This window comes from Paenibacillus naphthalenovorans (assembly GCF_900099895.1).
Lineage (GTDB): Bacteria > Bacillota > Bacilli > Paenibacillales > NBRC-103111 > Paenibacillus_G > Paenibacillus_G naphthalenovorans.
Genome location: NZ_FNDY01000007.1, coordinates 21,963 through 42,435 on the forward strand (window position 1 = coordinate 21,963; position 20,473 = coordinate 42,435).

At 52.8% G+C, this 20,473-nt stretch carries 30 protein-coding genes, 3 other RNA genes and 1 pseudogene; 1 reads left to right on the plus strand and 33 read right to left on the minus strand.

The window, feature by feature from the left end:
• Positions 1-5: 5 nt before the first annotated feature.
• The 27 genes from BLT35_RS09020 to BLT35_RS09145 form a co-directional block, all read right to left on the minus strand.
• Positions 6-824, minus strand: coding sequence for a minor capsid protein (locus BLT35_RS09020; RefSeq protein ID WP_074727601.1), 819 nt, complete (start codon positions 822-824; stop codon positions 6-8).
• Entirely contained in the window at positions 821-2,080 is a 1,260-nt protein-coding gene (locus tag BLT35_RS09025; protein WP_074727602.1) for a phage portal protein family protein, read from the minus strand. Before BLT35_RS09025 ends, BLT35_RS09020 begins: the two co-directional genes overlap by 4 nt.
• A complete protein-coding gene (terL, locus tag BLT35_RS09030; protein WP_074727603.1) occupies positions 2,081-3,826 on the minus strand; it encodes a phage terminase large subunit in 1,746 nt (581 codons plus the stop codon).
• Positions 3,827-4,107: 281 nt separating this feature from the next.
• Complete coding sequence (locus tag BLT35_RS26445) at positions 4,108-4,353, minus strand: hypothetical protein (RefSeq protein ID WP_139170791.1); 246 nt, start codon at positions 4,351-4,353, stop codon at positions 4,108-4,110.
• Positions 4,354-4,386: 33 nt separating this feature from the next.
• Positions 4,387-4,950 (minus strand): phage protein Gp27 family protein, encoded by a 564-nt coding sequence (locus BLT35_RS09035; RefSeq protein ID WP_074727604.1) that lies wholly within the window; start codon positions 4,948-4,950, stop codon positions 4,387-4,389.
• A complete protein-coding gene (locus BLT35_RS09040) occupies positions 4,947-5,264 on the minus strand; it encodes a helix-turn-helix domain-containing protein (protein ID WP_139170792.1) in 318 nt (105 codons plus the stop codon). Before BLT35_RS09040 ends, BLT35_RS09035 begins: the two co-directional genes overlap by 4 nt.
• A complete protein-coding gene (locus BLT35_RS09045) occupies positions 5,261-5,527 on the minus strand; it encodes a hypothetical protein (protein ID WP_074727606.1) in 267 nt (88 codons plus the stop codon). Before BLT35_RS09045 ends, BLT35_RS09040 begins: the two co-directional genes overlap by 4 nt.
• A gap of 127 nt (positions 5,528-5,654) precedes the next feature.
• Positions 5,655-5,960, minus strand: a complete 306-nt coding sequence (locus tag BLT35_RS09050) for a Mor transcription activator family protein (RefSeq protein WP_074727607.1) — start codon at positions 5,958-5,960, stop codon at positions 5,655-5,657.
• A 21-nt stretch (positions 5,961-5,981) separates the two neighbouring features.
• Complete coding sequence (locus BLT35_RS09055; RefSeq protein ID WP_074727608.1) at positions 5,982-6,380, minus strand: regulatory protein GemA; 399 nt, start codon at positions 6,378-6,380, stop codon at positions 5,982-5,984.
• 13 nt (positions 6,381-6,393) lie between these two features.
• Positions 6,394-6,528 (minus strand): hypothetical protein, encoded by a 135-nt coding sequence (locus BLT35_RS27800; RefSeq protein WP_302848193.1) that lies wholly within the window; start codon positions 6,526-6,528, stop codon positions 6,394-6,396.
• Complete coding sequence (locus tag BLT35_RS09060; protein ID WP_074727609.1) at positions 6,494-6,751, minus strand: hypothetical protein; 258 nt, start codon at positions 6,749-6,751, stop codon at positions 6,494-6,496. Before BLT35_RS09060 ends, BLT35_RS27800 begins: the two co-directional genes overlap by 35 nt.
• Positions 6,748-7,248, minus strand: coding sequence for a host-nuclease inhibitor Gam family protein (locus BLT35_RS09065; RefSeq protein ID WP_074727611.1), 501 nt, complete (start codon positions 7,246-7,248; stop codon positions 6,748-6,750). Before BLT35_RS09065 ends, BLT35_RS09060 begins: the two co-directional genes overlap by 4 nt.
• 27 nt (positions 7,249-7,275) lie before the next feature.
• On the minus strand, positions 7,276-7,515 hold the full coding sequence (locus BLT35_RS09070) for a DUF3850 domain-containing protein (RefSeq protein WP_074727613.1): 240 nt from the start codon (positions 7,513-7,515) through the stop codon (positions 7,276-7,278).
• Positions 7,515-7,730, minus strand: coding sequence for a DUF2508 family protein (locus BLT35_RS09075; protein WP_074727615.1), 216 nt, complete (start codon positions 7,728-7,730; stop codon positions 7,515-7,517). Before BLT35_RS09075 ends, BLT35_RS09070 begins: the two co-directional genes overlap by 1 nt.
• Positions 7,727-8,743 carry an AFG1/ZapE family ATPase gene (zapE, locus tag BLT35_RS09080; protein WP_083351247.1) on the minus strand — a complete coding sequence of 339 codons (1,017 nt, stop codon included), beginning with the start codon at positions 8,741-8,743 and terminating at the stop codon, positions 7,727-7,729. The genes BLT35_RS09075 and zapE overlap by 4 nt, the downstream gene beginning before the upstream one ends.
• Positions 8,744-8,888: 145 nt before the next feature.
• Positions 8,889-8,956, minus strand: an RNA gene (locus tag BLT35_RS09090) — hammerhead ribozyme type II.
• A 355-nt stretch (positions 8,957-9,311) separates the two neighbouring features.
• On the minus strand, positions 9,312-9,551 hold the full coding sequence (locus BLT35_RS09095; RefSeq protein ID WP_074727744.1) for a hypothetical protein: 240 nt from the start codon (positions 9,549-9,551) through the stop codon (positions 9,312-9,314).
• The gene (locus BLT35_RS09100) at positions 9,532-9,993 is read right to left on the minus strand and encodes a hypothetical protein (RefSeq protein WP_083351249.1); all 462 of its coding nucleotides are present in this window, start codon (positions 9,991-9,993) and stop codon (positions 9,532-9,534) included. The genes BLT35_RS09095 and BLT35_RS09100 overlap by 20 nt, the downstream gene beginning before the upstream one ends.
• A 4-nt stretch (positions 9,994-9,997) precedes the next feature.
• A complete protein-coding gene (locus tag BLT35_RS09105) occupies positions 9,998-10,420 on the minus strand; it encodes a hypothetical protein (RefSeq protein ID WP_074727621.1) in 423 nt (140 codons plus the stop codon).
• Positions 10,408-10,474, minus strand: an RNA gene (locus tag BLT35_RS09110) — hammerhead ribozyme type II. The genes BLT35_RS09105 and BLT35_RS09110 overlap by 13 nt, the downstream gene beginning before the upstream one ends.
• A complete protein-coding gene (locus tag BLT35_RS09115; RefSeq protein WP_074727623.1) occupies positions 10,473-10,691 on the minus strand; it encodes a hypothetical protein in 219 nt (72 codons plus the stop codon). Before BLT35_RS09115 ends, BLT35_RS09110 begins: the two co-directional genes overlap by 2 nt.
• Positions 10,688-10,849, minus strand: a complete 162-nt coding sequence (locus BLT35_RS09120) for an aspartyl-phosphate phosphatase Spo0E family protein (RefSeq protein ID WP_083351250.1) — start codon at positions 10,847-10,849, stop codon at positions 10,688-10,690. Before BLT35_RS09120 ends, BLT35_RS09115 begins: the two co-directional genes overlap by 4 nt.
• A 13-nt stretch (positions 10,850-10,862) precedes the next feature.
• Positions 10,863-10,932, minus strand: an RNA gene (locus BLT35_RS09125) — hammerhead ribozyme type II.
• On the minus strand, positions 10,933-11,133 hold the full coding sequence (locus BLT35_RS09130) for a hypothetical protein (protein ID WP_074727625.1): 201 nt from the start codon (positions 11,131-11,133) through the stop codon (positions 10,933-10,935). It lies immediately after the preceding RNA gene.
• A 15-nt stretch (positions 11,134-11,148) separates the two neighbouring features.
• Positions 11,149-12,153, minus strand: a complete 1,005-nt coding sequence (locus BLT35_RS09135) for an AAA family ATPase (RefSeq protein WP_074727627.1) — start codon at positions 12,151-12,153, stop codon at positions 11,149-11,151.
• Between the two features lie 25 nt (positions 12,154-12,178).
• The gene (locus BLT35_RS09140) at positions 12,179-14,170 is read right to left on the minus strand and encodes a Mu transposase C-terminal domain-containing protein (protein WP_074727629.1); all 1,992 of its coding nucleotides are present in this window, start codon (positions 14,168-14,170) and stop codon (positions 12,179-12,181) included.
• A 29-nt stretch (positions 14,171-14,199) separates the two neighbouring features.
• On the minus strand, positions 14,200-14,418 hold the full coding sequence (locus tag BLT35_RS09145) for a hypothetical protein (RefSeq protein ID WP_074727631.1): 219 nt from the start codon (positions 14,416-14,418) through the stop codon (positions 14,200-14,202).
• Between the two features lie 203 nt (positions 14,419-14,621).
• On the opposite strand from BLT35_RS09145, the gene lexA reads away from it, so the two are divergent.
• Positions 14,622-15,554 carry a transcriptional repressor LexA gene (gene lexA, locus BLT35_RS09150; RefSeq protein ID WP_083351251.1) on the plus strand — a complete coding sequence of 311 codons (933 nt, stop codon included), beginning with the start codon at positions 14,622-14,624 and terminating at the stop codon, positions 15,552-15,554.
• A gap of 16 nt (positions 15,555-15,570) precedes the next feature.
• Here lexA and BLT35_RS09155 read toward each other — a convergent pair whose 3' ends face one another.
• The 6 genes and pseudogenes from BLT35_RS09155 to BLT35_RS09180 form a co-directional block, all read right to left on the minus strand.
• Positions 15,571-15,867 carry a hypothetical protein gene (locus BLT35_RS09155; protein ID WP_074727633.1) on the minus strand — a complete coding sequence of 99 codons (297 nt, stop codon included), beginning with the start codon at positions 15,865-15,867 and terminating at the stop codon, positions 15,571-15,573.
• Between the two features lie 581 nt (positions 15,868-16,448).
• A pseudogene (locus tag BLT35_RS09160) lies at positions 16,449-16,841 on the minus strand (ATP-binding cassette domain-containing protein); the annotation flags it as partial.
• A gap of 207 nt (positions 16,842-17,048) precedes the next feature.
• Positions 17,049-17,564, minus strand: a complete 516-nt coding sequence (locus tag BLT35_RS09165) for an ABC transporter permease (RefSeq protein WP_309144123.1) — start codon at positions 17,562-17,564, stop codon at positions 17,049-17,051.
• Positions 17,565-17,761: 197 nt separating this feature from the next.
• On the minus strand, positions 17,762-18,529 hold the full coding sequence (fabI, locus tag BLT35_RS09170) for an enoyl-ACP reductase FabI (RefSeq protein WP_054819545.1): 768 nt from the start codon (positions 18,527-18,529) through the stop codon (positions 17,762-17,764).
• 312 nt (positions 18,530-18,841) lie between these two features.
• Entirely contained in the window at positions 18,842-19,159 is a 318-nt protein-coding gene (locus tag BLT35_RS09175; RefSeq protein WP_074727635.1) for a hypothetical protein, read from the minus strand.
• A gap of 218 nt (positions 19,160-19,377) precedes the next feature.
• Complete coding sequence (locus BLT35_RS09180; RefSeq protein ID WP_054819543.1) at positions 19,378-20,400, minus strand: amidase domain-containing protein; 1,023 nt, start codon at positions 20,398-20,400, stop codon at positions 19,378-19,380.
• Between the last annotated feature and the right edge of the window lie 73 nt (positions 20,401-20,473).

The window sequence follows — 20,473 nt, forward strand, 5'->3', positions numbered from 1 at the left end:
GTAGGTTATCTGCGCCATCCGCTCGGCAGCGGTTGGGCGTTGCTCCAATCGATTCGCTTTGGATCGCTCACCACATCCGGCTCAAAGGCCGAATAAATCGGGGAGAGTAGCGACCGGCAGCGGCCATGCAGCGGCGGCGTATTGTCGGCCAGCTGCGGATCGTTCAGTCGCATCACCTTGCCGTGACGCGAATTGCATTGCACGCTGGTGCGTTGGTCGCGAATCGCTATAAATTCCACGTAATCGACGCCATCCTCGGCGAACGACAGCAGCCGCCCCCGGTTCACACCGTAAGTCGTCTCCGTCGTGATGATGAGGGAGGCGCGATCCAGCGCCGCGCCGAGAATGTCCTGAAGCTTGCTCTCGGCTTCTGGCCGGGAGTATTGATCGTCCAAGTTTCCTTTGACGACGCCCTTCAGCTCGGCGAACAAATCGTCTGTCACTCGACCGGCGATATAGTTTTCGCGCTCGTCCATCGCCCGGATCGCCTCGACCGGCGTTACCTTGAAGCTGCTGAACGTCGGGGGAGCCATCGCCAGCTTTTTGCGCTTCTTCCGGTAATGCCGCTTCAGCGCGTTCGTTTCTCGCTTCGCTTGGCGTTTCCCGGATTGAAGGGCTGTACGTCCGGCTTCCTGCAGCACCTTGTCCAAACCGCCGGGGAGCTGCAGCGTCTCGACCGGCAGCGACCAGCGAATATGCTTCAGCGTGACCGAGCGGACGTTGTCAAGCCATTCCTTAAATCCGCGCAGCCCTTTGGCTTCGATGCGGTCGATCTCATTCAGGCTCCGTTTGCCGACCGGCTGGAACTGGCGTGCCGCGCTCATCCCGTTTCACCTCGCCAATAGTGGGGGATGTCGGCGAGCTGCGCCTTCTGCGAATCGTCCTCGGCGGGAACCAGTTCGCGATCCGGCAATCCGGCTGTAGATCGCATGTAGGAGAAGTCCTCCTCGGTGGCCGGGTCCAGCACCCCGATTTCCACATACTGCTTGAAGATTTCGGCGATCAGCTTCTGATAGACAAGCGACACTTGCGCTTCGGCGAATTGGCCGTAATTTTGTTGCGGCCCGAAGTTGTAATCGATCAGCCGGGCTACGAGCTGCTCGATAAGCGTTTCCGTCAGGCGGCGATAAATGCTGCCGCTCATCTGGTCGAAGGCGGCGAAGTGACTCTCACCGAGAGCCAAGCTGCCGCTGCGGTCGCCTTCGTCGAAGATGAGCGAAGGAATCAGCAAGGAGCGGTACAGCATTTTGTTCAAGTACAGGATCGCTTGATGGAAGTTTTCGCCGATGTTGCCCGTCGGGTTATATAAGGTTTTCACATCGACTCCCTTTGTGAAGGCAAGTGCCGTCTCGTTCTGGATGTTAGAAAGGATGCCGAGCAGATAGTCGATAGCCGAAATCTGCTTCTCTTCGCCGTCGATCTCGACCGTCACCATAGCGTCCTCGGAGAAAGCGCCAAGCAGCGGCGTGCCGAACCGATCCAGCGCCGTCGCCCACATCTTCAAGATCGTGTCCTTGAGCAACCAGTTTTTGTACGTGCGCTTCAGCTGGCTGCGCCCGTACAGATTGCCGAAACGCGGGTTGTGCGTGTAAATGATGCACTTGTCCTTCGGTATCTCAATCCGTTCGACCGCAACCCCGGCCTGTTGGATAACGCCGTTGTCCTTCAGCTTACCGGTAGAGCGGTCAATGTCGAACTTGATGGAGCGCGGATGGTATGTGACCAAGTTGTCGATCATGATTTTGCCGGACTTGGCCGTGAAATTGATCTCCGTCGTGGAGTACCCAGCCCACACGGCAGAGAGGATGTCATAGCAGGCAAGCACCAAGCTGCCATTCATTTCCTCGAAGCACCGGTTAATAAAATCGCTGATGTCCGGGTTCTCATGATGGTAACGGCCTAGGCGCGAAACGACGGTCGATATGAGAAAATCTACCCCGCTGCCTATCGTTTCGTCCGTTTCGATCATGCGCTCGTAAACGTCAATGCCAATCGAGTCCGGGTTGCTGGTTCCTAGAGAGAACGAGTACAGCATCCCGGTGAGCTGCGAGCCGAATTGGCGCATTTCTATACTCGCCATCTAGTACAGCCTCCTTCCCAAACGCCCGATTTGATCTTTAATCGATTTCAAATGCTGCGTGACCCCGCGTGCGGCGTGGCCTGCGGTACCGCCACGAACCTTGCTTGTAATTCCTTGTTTAGAAAGCCGGACGGCCATTTCCAAAGCATCCGGGCCGTCCTTCTTGGCTCGCGGATAATTCTCCAGCTGCGCGATCAGCACGGTGTGCGATTCATGGATGAGCACATAGCCGTTGTTGATCGATGGTTCCAGCGACTCAATCCGCAATTCCTTCGATACCGTGTTCCGAATCGGCTTGATGGGTAAGTGGATGCCGCGCTCCTTGGCCCGACGCTCCACTTCGTCCTTGAAGAACGCTTGGAATTGTACGTCCTCGATGCCGACGACCTGTATCCGCAGGTTCACACCCAAATACTGCAAGGCGATGTCGAACAAATCTTCGATGATCTTGTTCGGGTGGCGGATCATGATGCTCGCGTCCAGCGTGTACATTTGACCGGTCTTTCTATGAGTCCCGAGGGCGATAATCGCCGAAGGGTCGGACTTGTCCGATTGCCCCATACTCGGGTCGACCGTGATCACAATGTCGAGCTGACCCAGCGGTGGCCGCTGATCGGCATTGTATTTCTTGGGCTGGAAGAACTTTTCTTCCGAGCTTTTCGGGTCGTTCTGCATTTCGCTGGCGAATGCGGCCTCGCCGCCTTTGATGCGAACGACCATCAGGTCGTAATAGCCGTTCGGAAACTTCGGACTATTCTTTTCCCACAGCACTTTCGCGCCGCGCAGCATCTCCTCGCGGTTTTGCTGAAAGAACGTCCAAGCGTCTTGCTCGCGGCTTGGATTCGCCAGCTCCGTGTAAATCCGTTTCCACTCGGCCCATAAGTCCTCGCGTTCCGCAAAGGAAACCACCGCGCGATACACTTTTGAGTCGTAAGCAGGATTTCTCAAAAGCTCGGCCAAAAGCGCCTCGTCGGTGATGACCGTCCCGATAATCACGAAGTCCGTATACGCTGCGCCTGCATGGAGAACGGCCTTCTCGTACCAGTTTTTCAGCTTGGCTCGCTGCTCCGGCGTCGCCGTGTTTTCCTCGTTCTCGATATCGTCGAGAATGATAAGGTCGGGGCGGCGGTTCCGGTTTTTCCGGCCTCGGATTTTTTGGCCTGCACCGAGCGCCTCGATCTTGACACCGTTGGAGCATTCGATGCTGCCTTCCTGCCAGCGGTCGCCTTTCAGCGAACCGAAGTCTTCCAAGATGCGCTCGTTTGATTCGAGCTCATCCTTGACGTTGGAGATAAAGCCCTGCGCTTGGTCGTAGGTGTCGGAAATGATCAGGATGTACAGCTTTTTCTTGTACAGCGTTGTCCACGTGGGGAAAACGAAGTCCCAAATGGTCGTCTTGGCGTGGCCGCGCGGTGCGGATCGCACCATATTGCTGCCGCCGTTCCGCTCGACGACCCGCTGCAAATCATCGAACCATTCGCCGTGAAAGGGCGGGGGAGCGGTAGGGAGGTAGTCCGGCAAGTACGCCCGGCCAAAGTATTCCATATCCACTTCCCCGAGCTTGCGTCTGAGTCCGGTCGGGCCGGTGAACGGTAGCTTGCCCTTCAGCGCCTGAATGTCCGGGTACTTCGCAGCGTAATCTTCCCATAGGGGAAACTCCCAATCTTCCACGCGGCTATTGTTCGATGGGCCGACGATATCGCCGACAATCGAACCCGTTTTTTTGCGAGTAGAATCATTTTTCATAAATGCTCACTACCTATGAGGGGATTATGCGTTCCGTAACGGCGTTATAACGCGTTATAACGGCCCTATCCGGTAGATCGGATAGTTCTGTACCCCTAAACTAAAAAACTCGCAAATCAGAGCCGTTTTTGAAAGAGTTATAGATTCGGGTAAACGATGCTTAACAAGGTCCGAATCGCCCCTTCCTGCGCTCCTGTCGATTGCGAGGTTCCGGTACACTATAGGGTGCTAATTTTCGAATGAATCGGTACCACAGCTTTCTGATCATGTGGCACGTCCTTTCAAGTAGTTTGATAATGAGGAGCAAGGCTTCCCCATCGGATACACGTTCGCGGTTCGCTCCGCTGATCGCTCCCCGCCAGCTGACGGATCGTCGCAACGCCGTACCGGTTGCCACCCGGATTTTCATCGGCCCATGTACCCCAAGTTCGGGCGTATGGCACACTGTCGTGTGTCGGCCAGCGGTCGAATCGGCTCCGACATTCGCCTTTATCAAAGATCGGGGTTGCTTCCGTCCCACCCGCCACCGGAAGCGTCGCCTCTGCAGGCGACCCGTGCAGCTACGTCACAGCGGTCAGGTCCACATGAATCTGATCCACTTTCGCAACCAAACGATGATACAAGTCAGGGTCGTTCTTCAGCTCCTCGTGCAGCTGCAGCTTTACTTTTTCAACTGCTTGCGAGACGCCTTTGTCAAATTCGTACTTCAGCTTCTCGCGCTGTACGGCAGAGCGTTCAAGGCTGGCGATGAGGCGTCCGGCCTTCTCCAGAGAAATGCTTTCAAATTCGTCCTCGGCTTGTGCGACCCGTTGGAGCAACCCTTGCATCATGAGCTGGTTCGCGACTTCCGCAAGGTCCGTGCCCGGCTGATCCCGGACAGCGTCGACCAGCACCTTCAGCTTTTCCCTCGTCTCGGTGATCCGTTCAGTAATGCGCTCGAACGAGTTGTGATACCGGGCGATGCTTGACTTGCCGATGGGATGCCCTTCCTCGAACAAGAAAAACTGAATCTCTTCGTAGGTGTAGCGAGGGTTTTGGCTGGCAAGCATTTCGTCGACTTTGGCTCGGATGTCTTTGGGCAGGTCTTCAATCTTGAAATGTTTCCGGCGTTTCCCCTTGCTCATTGCAGGTATACTCCCGGATCAGGGTCGATATTGCCTTCCAGAAGATCAATGCCCTTGGGCGTGAGCTTCGGAAGCGAAATCGGCAAGTCAATCCCTTTGAGTCCCGGTTTGGTGATTTCGATGTAGCCTTTTTCCTTGAGATAGTCCAGATGGCCGGAGAGGGCGGTCGGCGTCACCGGCAAACCGGCATCCACCAAGCAAATTTCAATTACGTTCGATCCGGTTGGCTGCGGGTGTCCGATCTGCAGCACCTTCATGATGTACCCGCGAATTTGTCTGGACATAATCGTCTTCATATCCATGTTGGTATTCACCCCTTATCCTTCAGCACGATGTGATCGTGTATTTTATCCAGCTTGTTCCCAAACGCTGCCATGCTTCGGATATAATCCTCTCGCAGTACGTAGGTGAATGGCATTTTATCCTTCATTTCGTCGAAGTCGTTTCTCAGCTCTTCGATCTCCCGTTTACGCTCGTCGTTGTTGTCAGAAATTTGCTTGTGCAGCTGCTTCAAGAAATAGGCGATGATGCCGATCATGATGGTTAACACTAGCGGGAATACTTCTTTCCATTCCAAAATCCACTCACCTCATTTCGGCCCTAAAGTAATCAGGTATTATTTGCCTTTTGAGAATAACAAAGAGGCGTGTTCGATTATGAACACGCCTCATAACTTTTTTATTTGATTAACCCACTTGAAACATTTAGCCGAATTGCATTTCGAGCTGGTTATCGTCCTTGTTGTCGACGATTTCCCGAATCCACGATTCGGAAAGCTTGTACTTCCGAGCCAGCTGCTTGTAGTTCGTTCCGTCAAATTCCTTCTGAATCAGTTTGTCCCTCGCCTTGCGGATCGCGCCCTCCACCTTGGGGAAGTACACGTATGTGCCGCCGAATTGCTCGGCGATCTGCAGGGCTCCCTTAATGCCGACAACCTCGACAATCTGATGGTAAGGGTGGGGCAATTGTTCCGGGTCTATCTCCTGAAGCAATTCGTCGGTGATCTCCATCGGGCTTGCCTCCTTTGCGTATTATACTGCGCCTTTCTGTTCACGCGCCAGTACCTTTTTCAGCGACTCGATCAGCTTCCATGCTTTTTGGTGCGTGAGCCACTCGATTCGCTCGACTCCTGAGAACTTTTTCATGAAGCCCTGCAGCCGTTTCGGATCATCGTCCCAGCCGAGCTGCTTCTCCAGTTCGCGGATTTTCCAAAGCATCGCCTTCGACGCCATCTTCCGGCCAGCTTCGGGGGCTTGGCCGGTGTATCGGTTGAGCTGGTCGATCACCCGGACGGCTTGTTCCTTGGTCAGCTGCGATATGCTTCGACCGCCGGAAACCTGCTCGACCACGGAGTAAAGATCATCTTCGTTCATGCCGTGCTGGCGCTGGATCGCGAATATTTTCTTCCGTTGTTCTGGGGTGATCGACATGCTTGCCGCCTCCTTAGTGGATGTATCCCTTGTTGTAGTAAAGTTCGAGCAGCTCCGGCGTGAAACGTTCCAGGAGCAAGGAACGGTCGGCTGCATCGCCGTCAAACATCAGCTCAAACAGCTCCTGCATGGTGTTGATCATGATCATGTTCAGCTCCCCCTTGAATGATTTTCTCCACGCGAATCGTCACTTCGTACTGATCCGCCGGGTCGAAGCACTTCGTGAAGGCCGTCGCACCCTGCATCATCTTTTCGAGCTCATCGCCGCTCACGCGGGTCACAATATCAAGGCCGACTTTGTGCTGCGGTGCTATCGATTTCAGTTCGCGCTGCGCGTTGTTGCGGTTCCTACCCGCAGGTGTTTCTCTCATTTCGTCTCAATCCTTTCCACAGCGGGTTCATAGAAGAATTTTTCCTCGGTCTTGCGCTTGGCCCCGACCTTCTCCAGAGAAGCGTCGTCGTACTTGGCAAGCTCTTCCTTGTTGATCGTGACCGAGATATTCAAGCAATCCTGCATTCGGTTTTGCTTGATTGCCTCGATGATCGCCTTGACGTTCCGGGTGATGAGGCTGGTCGTTTTGCGGAAGCCCACTTTGCCAAACGTGAGAAATTTCGTCTTACTGTCGGTGAATTCGTCTTTGTGGTGCTCAGTAAACACCTTGATGTTTTCCTCCAGCTCCGCTTTGCGTAGCGCCAGCGGGGCGACCTTGGCTTCGGCATCAAGCTTCAGGTTGTTAATGCCCTCATTCAGTGTCGCCTCGATCCCGGCGATCTGGCGGTTAAGGTCGCCGACCTCCCGCAGCGCTGCGTTGACTTCCTCCCAGCTTTGGTACTTCGGCAGCTGGGCCGGTTTCTTTTCTTTTGCCATGTATTGATCATCCTTTCGGTTTAATATCTAAAAGCTGAGTATTACATATCCTTCTTTCACGAAATCCGGGTTGTCGAGAATGTATGCAATGAAGCGCCCGGTTTCTCTGCCTGTATAGCCTGATTCGTGACTGTATTCCCTTAACCAAAGAAGGTCGCCTACCTTAAAATCACGATCATTCCGGCGGACTTCAAAGTTCTTCTTCCGCTGTACAACCAGTTCAAAATACTCCGGCCAAGTCTTTAATTCATGGGTATCGTATTTCATTAGGCGCTTACCCCCTTGGCATGACGTAAAAGCGCACGATACTTTTGTTCCGCCGCCGTCAACTGGTAGATCGCTGCGTCGACAAAGGCCGGTTCGGCCTGATGAAAGTTTTGCCAAGCTTGGGCCAGCTCGGAGCGTGCCGCTTGCACTTCGGGATGGGGAGGGTAGGGTGAAACCATTTGCTCGTGAGCAGATAGGAGCTGATGCAAGATCATTGCCGTTTCCCTCCCTTCGGGGCATCCAAGAACGTGATGCCGATTTTTCTACCATCGCGTCCCTGCAGGTGCGAATGCTTGCTCATCTTGATTAACCGGCTACGGATCGCTTCGATTTTTTCAGCAGCTGCAGCCTGCACTTTGGCCGAGGCGTTTTTATACACGTCGGTCGGTGCATAATTGCTGGTGAAGAATGTCGGCAAGCCCTCGATGAACCGGGTATTGACGATGCGGAATACCTTGCCGATAGTAAATTCGGTCGGCGGCGTCTCTTGGGCCAGCTCGTCAATGATCAGCACCGGCACTCGGCAGTATTGCTCCAAAATCGGCTCAATGTCCTGCTTTTGCTCCAGCATACCGCGCATCTTGTCAAAGATCGATTCGGCCCGGACGAACAAGACCGGGACGCGCCGTTCCTCAAGCCGGTTGCAAATGGCGAGCACAAGATGCGTCTTCGCAACGCCCGGCAGTCCAAACAGGTACAGCCCCTTCCGAAATTCGGGCGAAATCGGTTGGCCTTCTTCTGGCGGTTCGAACCGGTTGGCAAAGTCCATCGCTTCTTGGAAGGTTTGTGGATAGCTCTCCCGCTGTTCGGCAGGGTAATTGCCGAAAGTAAATTCCGCGTCGGTGCTGGCCTTGCCGGAAAACTCCTGAAGCTTTCGCCATTCCAGCTCTTTCAGGTGCGCTTTGAATGGGTCGCATTGAACGAGGTAGGTGTCCAGATAGGAACGTTCATCGCGCCGATCCACCATCAGTTTGTGCCAGAAACCTTTCATGCCTTCGGGCCGCGTGCATTGCTGGAAGCCTTGACACCCGCTGCAGCTTCGTTTCTGCCCGATAATATCGATGAGCGGGGGACAGCGGGTGATCATGTCGTCGGTCACATCCAGCTCGTTTAGCTCGGGGATGTGTTCGCGGAAGTAATCCGCCGTGTAAACCCGTAGCCGATCCGCCATTTTTCGCCTAATCTCCGATAGGGTGTCGGAAACCGAGACTAGCTCCGCGTTCTGCATGACCGCCCTCCTTATCGTCGCGACACTCGTAATCTGAACAAGAGCCGCCTTCCCATATATCTACCTGCGATAGCTTGCAGCCGTGCTTGCCGTCGTTGTAGGCGCATTCGGCTGCTTTGCAAGTGAATTTCAAAAAGGTCACCTCCTTGGCCTGCCATCGTCAGGAGTACGAGGCCACCCGTACCCGACGCCCCGGATCAGGGCGTTTCGGCTTTTGTTTTATAGGCTCTGATCGCCTCTGCTTCCTTGTCCGCTTGGAGGATGCCCCATTTGGAGAGCTTCGTCTTCAGCGTCTCCTTGACGATACCGTGCTCCTTGCAGATTTCTTGTTTCGACTTGCCGCTCGCTCGCTTCTGCAAGTATTGATCCAGCATGAGACGATTTGTCGGGGGCTTATTCGGAAGGGAAATCGGCTTAGAATGCCGCCTGCCGCTGGAATTGGTTGGCGGCGCAGCCGTTCTCGCTCGTAGAGCCTCCAGCTCCTTGTCGCTCAACCGATATTCCCGGAGCTCTCCAGCGCCTGTGCCTTGAAGTTCCCTTTCCAAACTTCTGCGGGGAACAGGGTAGCTCATGAACCGTCACTCTCCTCAAAATCGATGATGAGCTTGTTTTCTTGCGGGATGTATTCCATCCGCTTGACCGGCTTGTCGCGATGTACATGCTGCACTTGCCGTAGCAGGCTTTCCAAGCCGACGCCCACCGTCAATGCGTTAAAGTAAGTCCCGACCGGGAAGAGAACGAAGCAATGATTCGGATCGCGGGGCGTTGCAAACTTCACTGGGTCCGATTTAATCTTGGTCTTCGCCATCGGCATCCAACCCTTTCTCCGTATTTTCGCAAACCAATTCGATGACGTTGTTGTTTTTGACCAAATGGCTTTTCAGCGCCCGGAAAGAGGACCAATGGGCTTGATAGTAGGTATACTTGTTTTTAGCCGCCAGCTCTTTCCACATCTTCTTTGAGATTTTTTTGAATTTCGCCATTTCTTTCGGGGAGTAGATCGACTTCGTTTTCGGGCTGAAAAACCTGCGTCGCTCCTCACAGTCCTCAATATGCCATTTGCCTTCGATTACACCGTTCACGTAGAACGAGATAACGTTTCGGTATTGGTTGTACCTCTCCAAGATGAGGGTCAGTTCGTAACCGTCGCAGACGAGTACGACCTTGCGGTAAAAGCTCTTCAGCTTTTGCTCGATGTCCTTCCAATCTTGCGGGGTTATGGGTCTTGTTTGTTTCGCTAAGGTGGTCAACGAATCAGCTCCTTTCGTCGTAATAGGCCTTGAGCTGCTGCATTTGATCGTGCAATTCTTTGGCCTTGGCAAAATCCTTCTGCAGCAGGGCATCATCCAGCTGCTCGTTCAATCGTTTCAGTAGCGCCGCTTTCGCGATCCGTTCAGCTTCATGCTCCAATTCGGCTGAAGCTTTCTTGATGATCTTGGAAATGATGTACTCGACCGGCATAATAACCCCGAACTTGTCGCCGTTCTGCCTCCACATTGGAAAGCCAACGCCGAGGATGTATACGAGGGCTTCGTCGCCGTTGGGAAGGATAAACTCCCGATTGGAGTAGCGTTTCGGGAAATCCTCGCCGAATGCTACGAACAAGTTGTCCTTATGTATCTTCCCGTCAATACTGAGCAAGCGTTCCTCACCAGCCTTCCTTTCTTGACCTGCCATCGTCAGGCAGGGGAGGTCATTCCCCTGCGACGCCCCGATCCGGGCGTTTCGGCTATTGCACGTATCGATATACCTGCTCGACGATCCTGCCGTTCTGCCAGATAAAGTTGACCTCTCCGTCCTGCAGCTTCAGCACGACGAGGCCCGGAAGCAGCGTAACGTCGTTGCCGAAGGATCGTTCCTCCTCGTAGATGCGGCGAAATGCGGAAGGGGATTGCATGATGTCCCGAACGACCTCGCGGGTCCGCTCAAAGAGTAACTGGCGTGTCATGCAAACAGCTCCTTTCGTCGTTGCCCCTCAACGATCAATATGTCAAGTTCTTGGCTTGCGGCCAGCACGTCAGGATGGTTGAAATCAAAGGCGTTTCGTTCCGCGATTTCGATAAGCTGCTGCCTGAACTGCTCGATCCGTTCGTTCAATGTAAACATGGCGCTTTCTCCTTTCGGCCTGCCATCTTCAGGGGTACAAGGCCATCCGTACCCGACACCCCGGACACCGGGGCGTTTCGGCTTCAGTGATTTCCTATTGGCACTCCGAACTTTTCCGTGTAATGCAGACCCAGCATGATAGTTTTGCCGATGCTGTATTTCATGAGCCAGCGCTGCACTTCATTGTTGCCTTTGTCCGTCAGGCGAAGTTCGTCTCCGACTTGTTCAACAAAGCCGTCATCGATCAGGGACTGGACAATAATCGCTTGCGTATCGACTGTCATCACCATCACCCCCGATTAGTGTCTCGCGCGTTCGAGAAGCAGCATCCGCTTCGCTTCCTGCACGATCTCCAGAGTGATCACGCCGCCTTCCGCAAGGTCTAAGCTCCTGCGCAGCGCCTTGACAAGTGCCCGGCATCCGCCGCGTTCTTTGTCGAGGGCGATGCGCGTCAACTCCTTTTTCGCATCCTCGTCGATCTGATACCCGTCCAGCATTTGCTCGACTTCCTCGCGCCGTAAACCGCCGAGGTTAACAATAAAGCCGACGCGGGAGTATAGCTGTGAGAGGTTTTCCCGCATGCTCGGGCCGCGCTGCAGGTAGGTGCCGAGCTTCGGCAGGCCAACAAATACGATGCCGACCTTGGCTTGATCATGGATGGTGCGGAGCATTTCCAATTTCTTGACCGAGTAGTTGACCAGCCTGTCCGCTTCGTCAACGACGATCATCACCGGGTCCTGCTTGAGCCTGCGGACAATTTTTCTCACGCGGTCGCGGACCGTGCCGTATTTCACATCGTCGCCCATGCCGATTTCGTGTCCGATCTCTTCGATCAGGTCGCGCGTGCTCATCATGTCATCGCCCTCGATGCGTACTACGCGGGTCGGGTGCTGCTTCATGAACTCCTCGACGCTGCGTGTCTTACCCGAACCGGCTGGCCCGATAATTACCCCGAGGTCGCCATATTCCAAGCAACCAGCCAGTACCGCCGATGCCTGGATCACGTTGTTTGTCGGAACGAAATTCATGTCCGCGATAGTGGTTTTGAAGGCTGCTTTCGGCCTATCTGCCGGTGCGGCAGGGGCATCGTCCGGGCTCATTTCGCTGTTTATGAACGAGGCAACCTTTTCCTCGATATCCTTGCTCGTATAGTCCGGCTCGTTAATGAACCGGCTCAAGGCGCTTCGGCTTACGCCCATCGCCGTCGACATTTGCTGGACCGTGTATTTGCCCTTCAGCTCAGCGAGCTGCTGCTTCATTTTTGTAACGATATCTTTATGGTTCAATTCGAAAATCTCAGGCATGGATTTTTTTCTCCTTTTCGCTCAATTAGCCCAATCCTAGGGCTTTCTTTCCTTGTCTCTCTAGCCATTGCTCGCGGATCGACGTGCGCTCTGGCGCTATCGGCGGCTCGCTTCGTTCCTGCTGGTCGGCTTCGATCTCTTTGGCGGCTCGTTCAAAGCCGGTGATCATATCCGCTTTGCCATCTTCGACCGTGCTGCCGGTGTAATGGCCTTTTTTCAGGCCAGCCCGTTCCTTGTAGCCGTTAACCGCGTCTTTGACTAGGCGCTGCGAGCGCTTTTGCCGCTGCATGTGCAGCTGCAGCTCGTCCTGATTACCGAATTCGGTATAATTTTGCCGCGCAGTGCAAAGATAGCTCGTCCCTTGGAAAATCATGATCTCGTCCAAGTGGCCAGGGTCGTACCGCACGATCACGTCCTCGCCGACATAATTGTCGAGAGCCGGATGTGTGTAGTAGCGGCCCTCGAAGCGGACGCCGACAGTGTAAACCTTGCGTTTTTTCGCACGCATGAGCAGGATGTCGAATGCTCTTGCGTCCGGCACACCCTCGCGAGCTTTCTCATTTTGCATGTAGACGTTGAGCGGCGTATCTTTCAGCTCGCTGTGAACCGTATTATGGTATTTGTCAAAGTACTCCTCGATCAGCTTCGCCAGCTCATCCAGTTTGACCAACTTGCCTTGAGCGAGCAGTTTCTTCTCATCGAAGCCCTCGGGCCGCGCTTTGTTGTTACTGCCGCAATATCCGGGCAGCTGCATGGAAAACTGTACTTCAAATGTTTGGTAGAATCGTTCCATCATCCCTTTGGCCCAAGGTGTCCGGGCCGTACAGTAATCGGGTTCGATCCCAAGGCTGGCGAAAACGCCTTTGACCTCTTTGCTATAATCAAATTTGTATGAGTGCTTGAGTCCACCGGCCATATGTTTGCCCTGATAGTCTTTCCCGTTGTCTATGTACACTCTGACCGGCAGGCCGCAGATAGGGCTGTTCGGCTTCCGCAGGGCCGCATGACGCAAGGCCAAGCCAATCGTCTGCGAATTGTTCTGCGGACTGAGACACCAGCCAACCATGACGCGGCTCTTTGCATCCTCCCATGTGGAGAGCCAAGGCCGGATCGCCTTGCCTTCATACTCCACGAAAACGTCCAACTGATGATGATCGCCGATGAAATATTGATTGACACGCACCTTGCTGTAATCCATGAGCGTCTTCGGCATGAACTTGTTGCGATAAATCTCATAACCCTCGCGGCCATAGGCCAGAACGTTATTCGGTAGCTCGCTGATGTACCGGCATGCCGTCTGATAGCTTCCGACCTGCCATAATTCCTGCAAATACTGCGTTTCCATTTCGTTTTGGGCGGCAGCGATGCGCTTCTCCGCTTCCCGAACCGTCTGCTCGTATACATACCGAACTTTCGGCTTTGTCGGGCTTAAATAGAGGGCCGTCATATAGTCCAGTGCCGCCGATCCGAAGCCCCGCGTTCCAAACTTCGGGCCGTTCGCTTCCGCTTCTTCCATCTTCTTGCGGACCGGCTTCCTCAAAAGTCCCACCTCTCCTTCCTTGTCATAGGCGTCCAGCCAGTTATAAAGGGTCGGCAGCTTGATTCCATTCGCCCGGCACAGCTCGTCCAATTGCTCGACCACGTTTCCGCGCTGAGCTTGAATCTCTTTGGCCTGTTTGACTAGGTTGGCGCGGGTAATAAGCTCGTCCAATGCCTTGTCGCCGCCGATTTCTTCAAGTACTGCGAGGTTAATAACCGGCTGGTTGGTCTTCGCCGCGTCCGGCTTCGTCTCAGCCGGGCGCTCCTGCTTTGTTTGTGCTGTTTCTTGGTAGTATTCATGCTGAGCGTCTGCTGGCAGCGAAGAGAGGGCGATCAAGTAGCGTTTCCCTTGCGTGCCGCCAGCCTTGCAATCATCCTCCCGGTACTGATAATCCCCGGAGGCGATCTTCTTTCGTACCGCCCGTTCTGTAATTCGGAGTAACGCTGAAACCTTTTTAGTCGTGAGCCACTTCTCCATCGCACCCCTCCTTCCCAGCAGTAGCTAAGTTATTCCGCTTTTCGGTGGAGAAGCTGCTCATTGAGTCCCAGTGCCTTTTCGATTTTGTTGCGGTCTTTGGTGGCACGTCTTTTGTCCCGGAGAATTTCAGAGAATCGGCTGGCAGAAATGCCTTCCTCCAAGCAGAAGTCCTTGCGTGATTTGTTTAACTCAGCCAATCTTCTCAAGACAGCCCATCCAAACGGTGTGATTGGCTTTTTGTCGGCCAAATGGATCACCTCCGAATTTCGACATTCTTTCTGATAGTCAAGCGAGTGGTAGATTGATATAATCTGATTGGGAAATTCATTACCACACTTTCATTATACTCGCGTTCGCGAGTAAGTCAATAAAAAAAATACGCTTTAGCGAGTAACTTTACACGCGTTTCAGAGTACCGTTATACGCTTTTAAGAGTAATGGAGGGTGTTATATGGCTGCTAATAACGATAAAGCCAAGGAAGTTATGCGGGAAATAAACGAGAGAGTACGAGAGATCAGGAAGAAAAACGGCCTTACAATGGCCGAATTTGCTAAAAGGATAGGTGTTTCTTCTGGTAATGTAGGGGATTGGGAGAGTCCTAATAAGAGCTCCTCGCCTTCTCCCGTAGCTTTAATCGCTATCGCGAGTGAATTTAACGTATCGTTGGATTGGCTTATGACAGGAAAGGACAAAAGAACAGAGGACCCTATTTTTTTTAGAGACAAGTGGGAAAATAGTTACCAATTTATCGAGGAGATAGAGGGGAGAGAAACTCTAAAGTCTTTAGTAAAAACTGCAGCGGCTCTGGCCGATCCCGATGTAGAAATGCTTCAAACATTTGCAACAAGACTGACCCGCACCTACATACGAGAGGAAGCAGCTTCATATTTTTATGAAGACATAAAAAAGAACCCCTTGTCAGATAACAAGGAGCCAAGCAAAATAAGAGAAAAAAATCTGCCTGATCAATATTATGTCAGATTGCCGTTGATTGGTAAAGTGTCTGCAGGTAATCCGATAACAGCTATTGAAAATTTTGAACAGTCCTACGACATACCTAGAGATTTCATTTCGAGAAACTCCAGCAGGCCGATCAATAAAAGAGACTACTTTGTCCTCCGTGTTCAAGGCGAGAGTATGATCAACGCAAAAATTTATGACGGCAATTTGGTCATCGTTAAGCGTCAGCCGACCGCCGAGAACGGCGAGATCGTCGTTGTCATGCTCGACAATGAAGATGTGACGGTTAAGACATTCTACCGTGAAGACTCTCATATTCGTTTGCAGCCGGAAAATGATTCGATGGACCCAATCATTTGCGGCAAAGACCGCGACGTGAGAATTCTCGGCATCGTTATCGGCGTGTACCGACTAGAAGATTGATCGAATTGTGAGATTTTTAGCTTTGATTTAACTGTTCATAGAAGGAGCTGTAACGGGCCGGTTCTGGCTGATCGCTATGGCTCCTTTGTTTAATTGGAGGATCGTTTGGTTTCCAACCGTTGCGTAACGCGCTTCTGACGAAGTTGGCCGGAGCCTTTATTGGATTCGGACTTTGACGAAGGACGAGCAGCACTTCAAGCACTCGGATGTATTCGGTTCGCGCCAGCTCGTCGAGTAGATCGGCGGGTATTTCGTTTAATGTTGCGATTTGATAGGCGAGTTTAATTGCTTCGCGTTTGTCTGTCGTGCTCAAATTATTCCACCTCCCGGTACTTTCTCATTCTAATCGAATCTGATAGAATTTTATAGAGAAACTTCACTGGGTGCGGAAGAAATAACGCTTAGAGCGAATCGGTATTTTTATGCAACTATCTTGTATATTTATGCATTTCCAGTAGCGGAACCATTTTTCGGCTCAATCACTTGCATGAATCGGCTAAAAGTAGTCGCGGCGCGGGTTTTCGCTTGGTTCCGCACTCACGGCTCCGGTTCCGCATTTTGGTTCCGCACTCACAGAAGGTTTGAGGGTTGGTTTGGGCATCAGGAGATGCCTGAAAAGAGGTCTCTAGAGTAGGGGTGTTATAGTTGTAACGCCTTGAAAACACTAGGGTTTCCGTCATACCGTTACAGTTATAACGCTATATAACGGCTCCGTTACAAGGTATTCGTTACAAGGCAATAAAACAGGGGCAGACCACAGATTTTCTCATAAATCCGTGAGAACTACCCCATAATTTCCAAATCCCCGAATCCCTTGTCCTGTCTACGTTGTCCCGCGATTTACCCCAATGAACCGCGATTTCCCGTTTTCTATTATTCCGTGAGATTCTACAGGATCGGGTCAGATAACGCATGCAGCATATCGAAACGCCGGGCGAGCGCCTCTATACGTTCCTTTCTCAGCTCTCGCGGCACATCGTACATGTCGGCCATAAAATTCAAATATTCCAACCCCTTGAGCCGTAAAAACAAATCCGGACTATCCGGAACGTAGCCAAACTGCTTCTTCGCTTCAAGCGGCGATTGGGATATGTCCTTCCCGTTGATCCGGATCGTGCCTTTGTCCGGCTGAATAATGCCGGTGATCATTTTGATCGTTGTCGTTTTCCCGGCGCCGTTCGGTCCGAGAAAACCGAAGATTTCGCCGCCCCGGACAGTCAGCGTCAGGTTATCCACCGCTTTTACCGTACCGTTATAGCTTTTGGTCACGTCCATGAGCTCGATCATAACCATTCTCCTTCCCGATATGCCTTTATGTTCGTTAACTTAGTATCGTATTATATATGCCGGGTTTAACCGTCGCGAACAGAATCATGGTTCGCTTTTGGCGGGCCGCTTGTCCCGATCCGCACTCCCAATATCATCAGCCGGGATACGGCATAAGCCAGGCCTGTCCCGGCCGAAAGCATCAGCGGTACACCCAGCCACAACCTTTCAGGCCATGCAGTGCAAGCGAGAGCAACGCTCATGGCTAAGGTTGCCGGGAGCAGCAGCGTAAATACCGCACGGCTCATGCCGTCGGACAAATCCGCGGCCTCCCACCGGAACAGCCGGAGAACGGGAATCCAGCAGCTCCTGCCCGCTAATCCTAAGCCATGAAGCCAGCAGAAAAGCTACAACGCCCCAAAGCAGCCACTTCAACCATGAGGGCACGATCGCCACTGCATACATCACAAGCACCACAAACTGCACATAAAGCTTCATTCGCGGCCCGCTTCTGACAAACGCCTTCAAGGCCGCTTCCGCCACCCCTGTCCCCGGTGTCCGCCGGTGAAACAATCTGCCGGACCTGCGGAATAACAAGGGCCGGGAACGAGGGGTGCTCGGCGGTTTCTCTATCCCTTGGCTCAGCACAAGCGCAGCAATCTTCATCTTCTCTTTATGTTCGCGTTCGATATCGCCGAAGAAAGCCCCTTTACACGGATTCGGCGGCGAATGAATAACGATAATGTCCCCGCTGACAAGAAGCTGAGAAGCACCGGCACTACGCCGGCATCAGGCAATAAGCAAGTTTTGCCGGATACAAATGAATGGTATATTATAGTATAAATTTTATACACTTTCCCCAAGAATACCATATACCATAAAGCACAAAAAAACCACCTGTCAATAAAACAACAGGTGGTCCACTATTTGGAAATCTCGTATTACACACCAACGATGTGATACCCGCTATCTACATAAATTACTTCGCCAGTGATGCCCCGGGACAAGTTACTCATCAGGAACATAGCCGTATCGCCAACTTCGGCGGTTTCCGTCGTCCGGCGAAGAGGTGCTTTTTCCTCTACGGTTTTCAGGATGGAGTTAAAATCCTTAATCCCTTTCGCGGCAAGCGTCCGGATCGGACCGGCGGAGATGGCGTTCACGCGAATGTTGAATTGGCCCAGATCGTTCGCCAAATAACGCACGCTGGCTTCCAGAGCAGCCTTGGCAACCCCCATGACATTGTAGTTTTTCATGGCGCGTTCAGCCCCGAGGTAGGTCATCGTCATAATGCTTCCGCCCTCGGTCATGAGCGGATACAGCTTTTGTGCAACAGCAACCAGCGAATACGCGCTGATGTCGTGCGCCAGAGCGAATCCGTCCCGGCTCGTATTCACGAACAAGCCTTCAAGCTCTTCGGTCCGGGCAAAAGCAATGCTGTGCACGATACCGTGAAGCGCGCCGAAATGCTCCTTTAAGGAACCCGCCAGCTTCTCGATATCTTCATCAACGGTCACATTGCAAGGCAGCATGACCGCATCCGGAATCGTATTCACCAGTTTGCGCACGCGTTCCTCCACCCGTTCGTTCTCATACGTAAACACCAATTTGGCGCCTTGGCTCGCCAAAGACTGCGCAATCGCCCATGCGATACTCCGGTCATTAGCCACACCCATAACCACAATATTTTTACCCTCTAGCAAACTCATCCGTACGTTCCCCTCTCCATTGTCAAATAGGGCTTGGACACTTTCTTCCCTACTCAAAGTATATCATTTTACCGAATATTTCAAGCGAGCTTTTCGCCCCTGAACAGGACCGTTCACAGTTCAAAAGAAGCTTGGAACAGCACGGTTAAACCGGATTCTCCCCTCACAGATTAAATCAGCTTAAACAGCGCATCATCTTTCCTCCCGGCCTCCGATATCATATCGTGTATTCCGCCCGTCCTAAATTCGAACTTAAAAACAAAGCACCCATACCATTAAGGAATGAGTGCTCCAAACTCCGGTTTGTAGGATCTACTTTCCAGCTCCAAAAAACAATTCGTCGGCTAATGCGGTTTGAATGCGCGATTCTTCATCCGTGAGCTTGCGGACCAGCTCCATTTCGACCTCCGTCACTTCTTCCCCCTGGAAATTGATTTCGGCGATGGAGGCGAGAATCTTCACGATGGCAATCGCCTGATTGTCCGGGGTGTAAGCAATCACCTTCTGTCCTGCGGGATAAACGCGAAAGCCTTTCTTTACCATTTTGCCGCGGCCGTATTCCAGCAGCTCGAACAGCTCCTGCTCGGACTTAAATTTGCAAACGGAATTAAATTCGGTTTGAAAACCCATAGAATTTCTCCTCCCGGCTTGTTCATTAGCCTTAGCATAATGGAAGCGGCAAGGCAAAAGCAAGCCTGGACACGCGGCACATTCCCCGCATCCGATACCGAAACCCCGGAAAATTCCGACACCGCCCGCGAATCATAAATATAGAAAAACAACGCCTCGAAGGTGCATGGACACGGTAAAATTAGCAAAACCTAATCTACGGCACGTCTCATATGCATTTAAAAAGAATCCGAAATATGTAAAAGCCGGTAACGCGTACGTTCAGTCCACGCCGGCGAATCCGTGTAGCTCCAATAACGGTGCTTGCTGCTGACCGTATTGGCGTTAACCAGCGGCATCCCGTTGGAATCTTTGGCGGCAACCACTGTCGTGTGCTGAAATCGGCCGTCGCCGTCCCAGTCATAGCTGATGACATCGCCAGGCTCAAGCTCGGCCGCGCTGGAAACCTCCTGAGCGCGAAGACCTGATCGGCTGGTCAGCAAATAAAACTGCAGGCTTTCGGCAACAGCCCAACTGAAGCTCCACAGCTCCCGCCCGCCTACACGGCCTTTGTACCACCATCCCGTATCTCTCTGGCCCGTATGCTTCATCGGAGCGCCTCCGGCAAACAGACATTGGGACACATAGTTACTGCAGTTCACTTCGAATGTCAGGTAAGCCGGGTTCCCTTTATCCCACCAGAGATCCGCGTAACGGGCGGCCTCCATTCGATTGTATATCGCCCGCGCCGCGGAATGCTGCAGCTCCGGCACAAGCTGCCGGTTCAGGAAAGGCACGGACGGCGCCCGCATCAAACCGACCGCTGCGAATTCGTCCTCCGCCTCCATAATGCCGCCGGCAACAGCCGGCTTCAAACGAAGCGCCGCTTCCGTTTGGAGCGCTTCAATCTTAGCAATGATCCAGCCGTCGGCTCCGGGTACCAGCGTCACGCGCTCCTGCTCCAGGCGTTGTTCTTCATAAGAAGAGTGGCCAATCTGGCCTACGGAGGTTCTTCGCAGCAATACATCGGCCATAACCCGGTCTTCCCGTTCTGCAGCGCGTAATATCGTAAGGCGGGTTTCGCTTTTGACCGGCATGAAATGTCTATCCTTGTCCGTCGCCGCTCTGCGGGAAAGTCGGGCGGTCTGGTCGTGGAGGTATGCTTCGTCCTCTACAATCGGCAGCATGGGATCTACGGAATAATCGATGTCCATTTGATTGCGATGATGTACATAGTCGTACAGGATCGTTTTCCAAGTCATGGCATCTGGCCCCTTTCCTTAAAAAACCTGTCGGGAGTTATTCGGCGTTTCAAACATTCATTCCATTCGTATG

What these genes read in the sequence shown, in the direction of transcription:
- BLT35_RS09020 (WP_074727601.1), bottom strand. Translation starts at nt 824, where the DNA reads ATGAGCGCGGCACGCCAGTTCCAGCCGGTCGGCAAACGGAGCCTGAAT.
- BLT35_RS09025 (WP_074727602.1), bottom strand. Translation starts at nt 2,080, where the DNA reads ATGGCGAGTATAGAAATGCGCCAATTCGGCTCGCAGCTCACCGGGATG.
- terL (WP_074727603.1), bottom strand. Translation starts at nt 3,826, where the DNA reads ATGAAAAATGATTCTACTCGCAAAAAAACGGGTTCGATTGTCGGCGAT.
- BLT35_RS09035 (WP_074727604.1), bottom strand. Translation starts at nt 4,950, where the DNA reads ATGAGCAAGGGGAAACGCCGGAAACATTTCAAGATTGAAGACCTGCCC.
- BLT35_RS09050 (WP_074727607.1), bottom strand. Translation starts at nt 5,960, where the DNA reads ATGGAGATCACCGACGAATTGCTTCAGGAGATAGACCCGGAACAATTG.
- BLT35_RS09055 (WP_074727608.1), bottom strand. Translation starts at nt 6,380, where the DNA reads ATGTCGATCACCCCAGAACAACGGAAGAAAATATTCGCGATCCAGCGC.
- BLT35_RS27800 (WP_302848193.1), bottom strand. Translation starts at nt 6,528, where the DNA reads ATGATCATGATCAACACCATGCAGGAGCTGTTTGAGCTGATGTTTGAC.
- BLT35_RS09060 (WP_074727609.1), bottom strand. Translation starts at nt 6,751, where the DNA reads ATGAGAGAAACACCTGCGGGTAGGAACCGCAACAACGCGCAGCGCGAA.
- BLT35_RS09065 (WP_074727611.1), bottom strand. Translation starts at nt 7,248, where the DNA reads ATGGCAAAAGAAAAGAAACCGGCCCAGCTGCCGAAGTACCAAAGCTGG.
- BLT35_RS09070 (WP_074727613.1), bottom strand. Translation starts at nt 7,515, where the DNA reads ATGAAATACGATACCCATGAATTAAAGACTTGGCCGGAGTATTTTGAA.
- BLT35_RS09075 (WP_074727615.1), bottom strand. Translation starts at nt 7,730, where the DNA reads ATGATCTTGCATCAGCTCCTATCTGCTCACGAGCAAATGGTTTCACCC.
- zapE (WP_083351247.1), bottom strand. Translation starts at nt 8,743, where the DNA reads ATGCAGAACGCGGAGCTAGTCTCGGTTTCCGACACCCTATCGGAGATT.
- BLT35_RS09095 (WP_074727744.1), bottom strand. Translation starts at nt 9,551, where the DNA reads ATGGCGAAGACCAAGATTAAATCGGACCCAGTGAAGTTTGCAACGCCC.
- BLT35_RS09105 (WP_074727621.1), bottom strand. Translation starts at nt 10,420, where the DNA reads ATGGCAGGTCAAGAAAGGAAGGCTGGTGAGGAACGCTTGCTCAGTATT.
- BLT35_RS09115 (WP_074727623.1), bottom strand. Translation starts at nt 10,691, where the DNA reads ATGACACGCCAGTTACTCTTTGAGCGGACCCGCGAGGTCGTTCGGGAC.
- BLT35_RS09120 (WP_083351250.1), bottom strand. Translation starts at nt 10,849, where the DNA reads ATGTTTACATTGAACGAACGGATCGAGCAGTTCAGGCAGCAGCTTATC.
- BLT35_RS09130 (WP_074727625.1), bottom strand. Translation starts at nt 11,133, where the DNA reads ATGACAGTCGATACGCAAGCGATTATTGTCCAGTCCCTGATCGATGAC.
- BLT35_RS09135 (WP_074727627.1), bottom strand. Translation starts at nt 12,153, where the DNA reads ATGCCTGAGATTTTCGAATTGAACCATAAAGATATCGTTACAAAAATG.
- BLT35_RS09140 (WP_074727629.1), bottom strand. Translation starts at nt 14,170, where the DNA reads ATGGAGAAGTGGCTCACGACTAAAAAGGTTTCAGCGTTACTCCGAATT.
- lexA (WP_083351251.1), top strand. Translation starts at nt 14,622, where the DNA reads ATGGCTGCTAATAACGATAAAGCCAAGGAAGTTATGCGGGAAATAAAC.
- fabI (WP_054819545.1), bottom strand. Translation starts at nt 18,529, where the DNA reads ATGAGTTTGCTAGAGGGTAAAAATATTGTGGTTATGGGTGTGGCTAAT.
- BLT35_RS09175 (WP_074727635.1), bottom strand. Translation starts at nt 19,159, where the DNA reads ATGGGTTTTCAAACCGAATTTAATTCCGTTTGCAAATTTAAGTCCGAG.
- BLT35_RS09180 (WP_054819543.1), bottom strand. Translation starts at nt 20,400, where the DNA reads ATGACTTGGAAAACGATCCTGTACGACTATGTACATCATCGCAATCAA.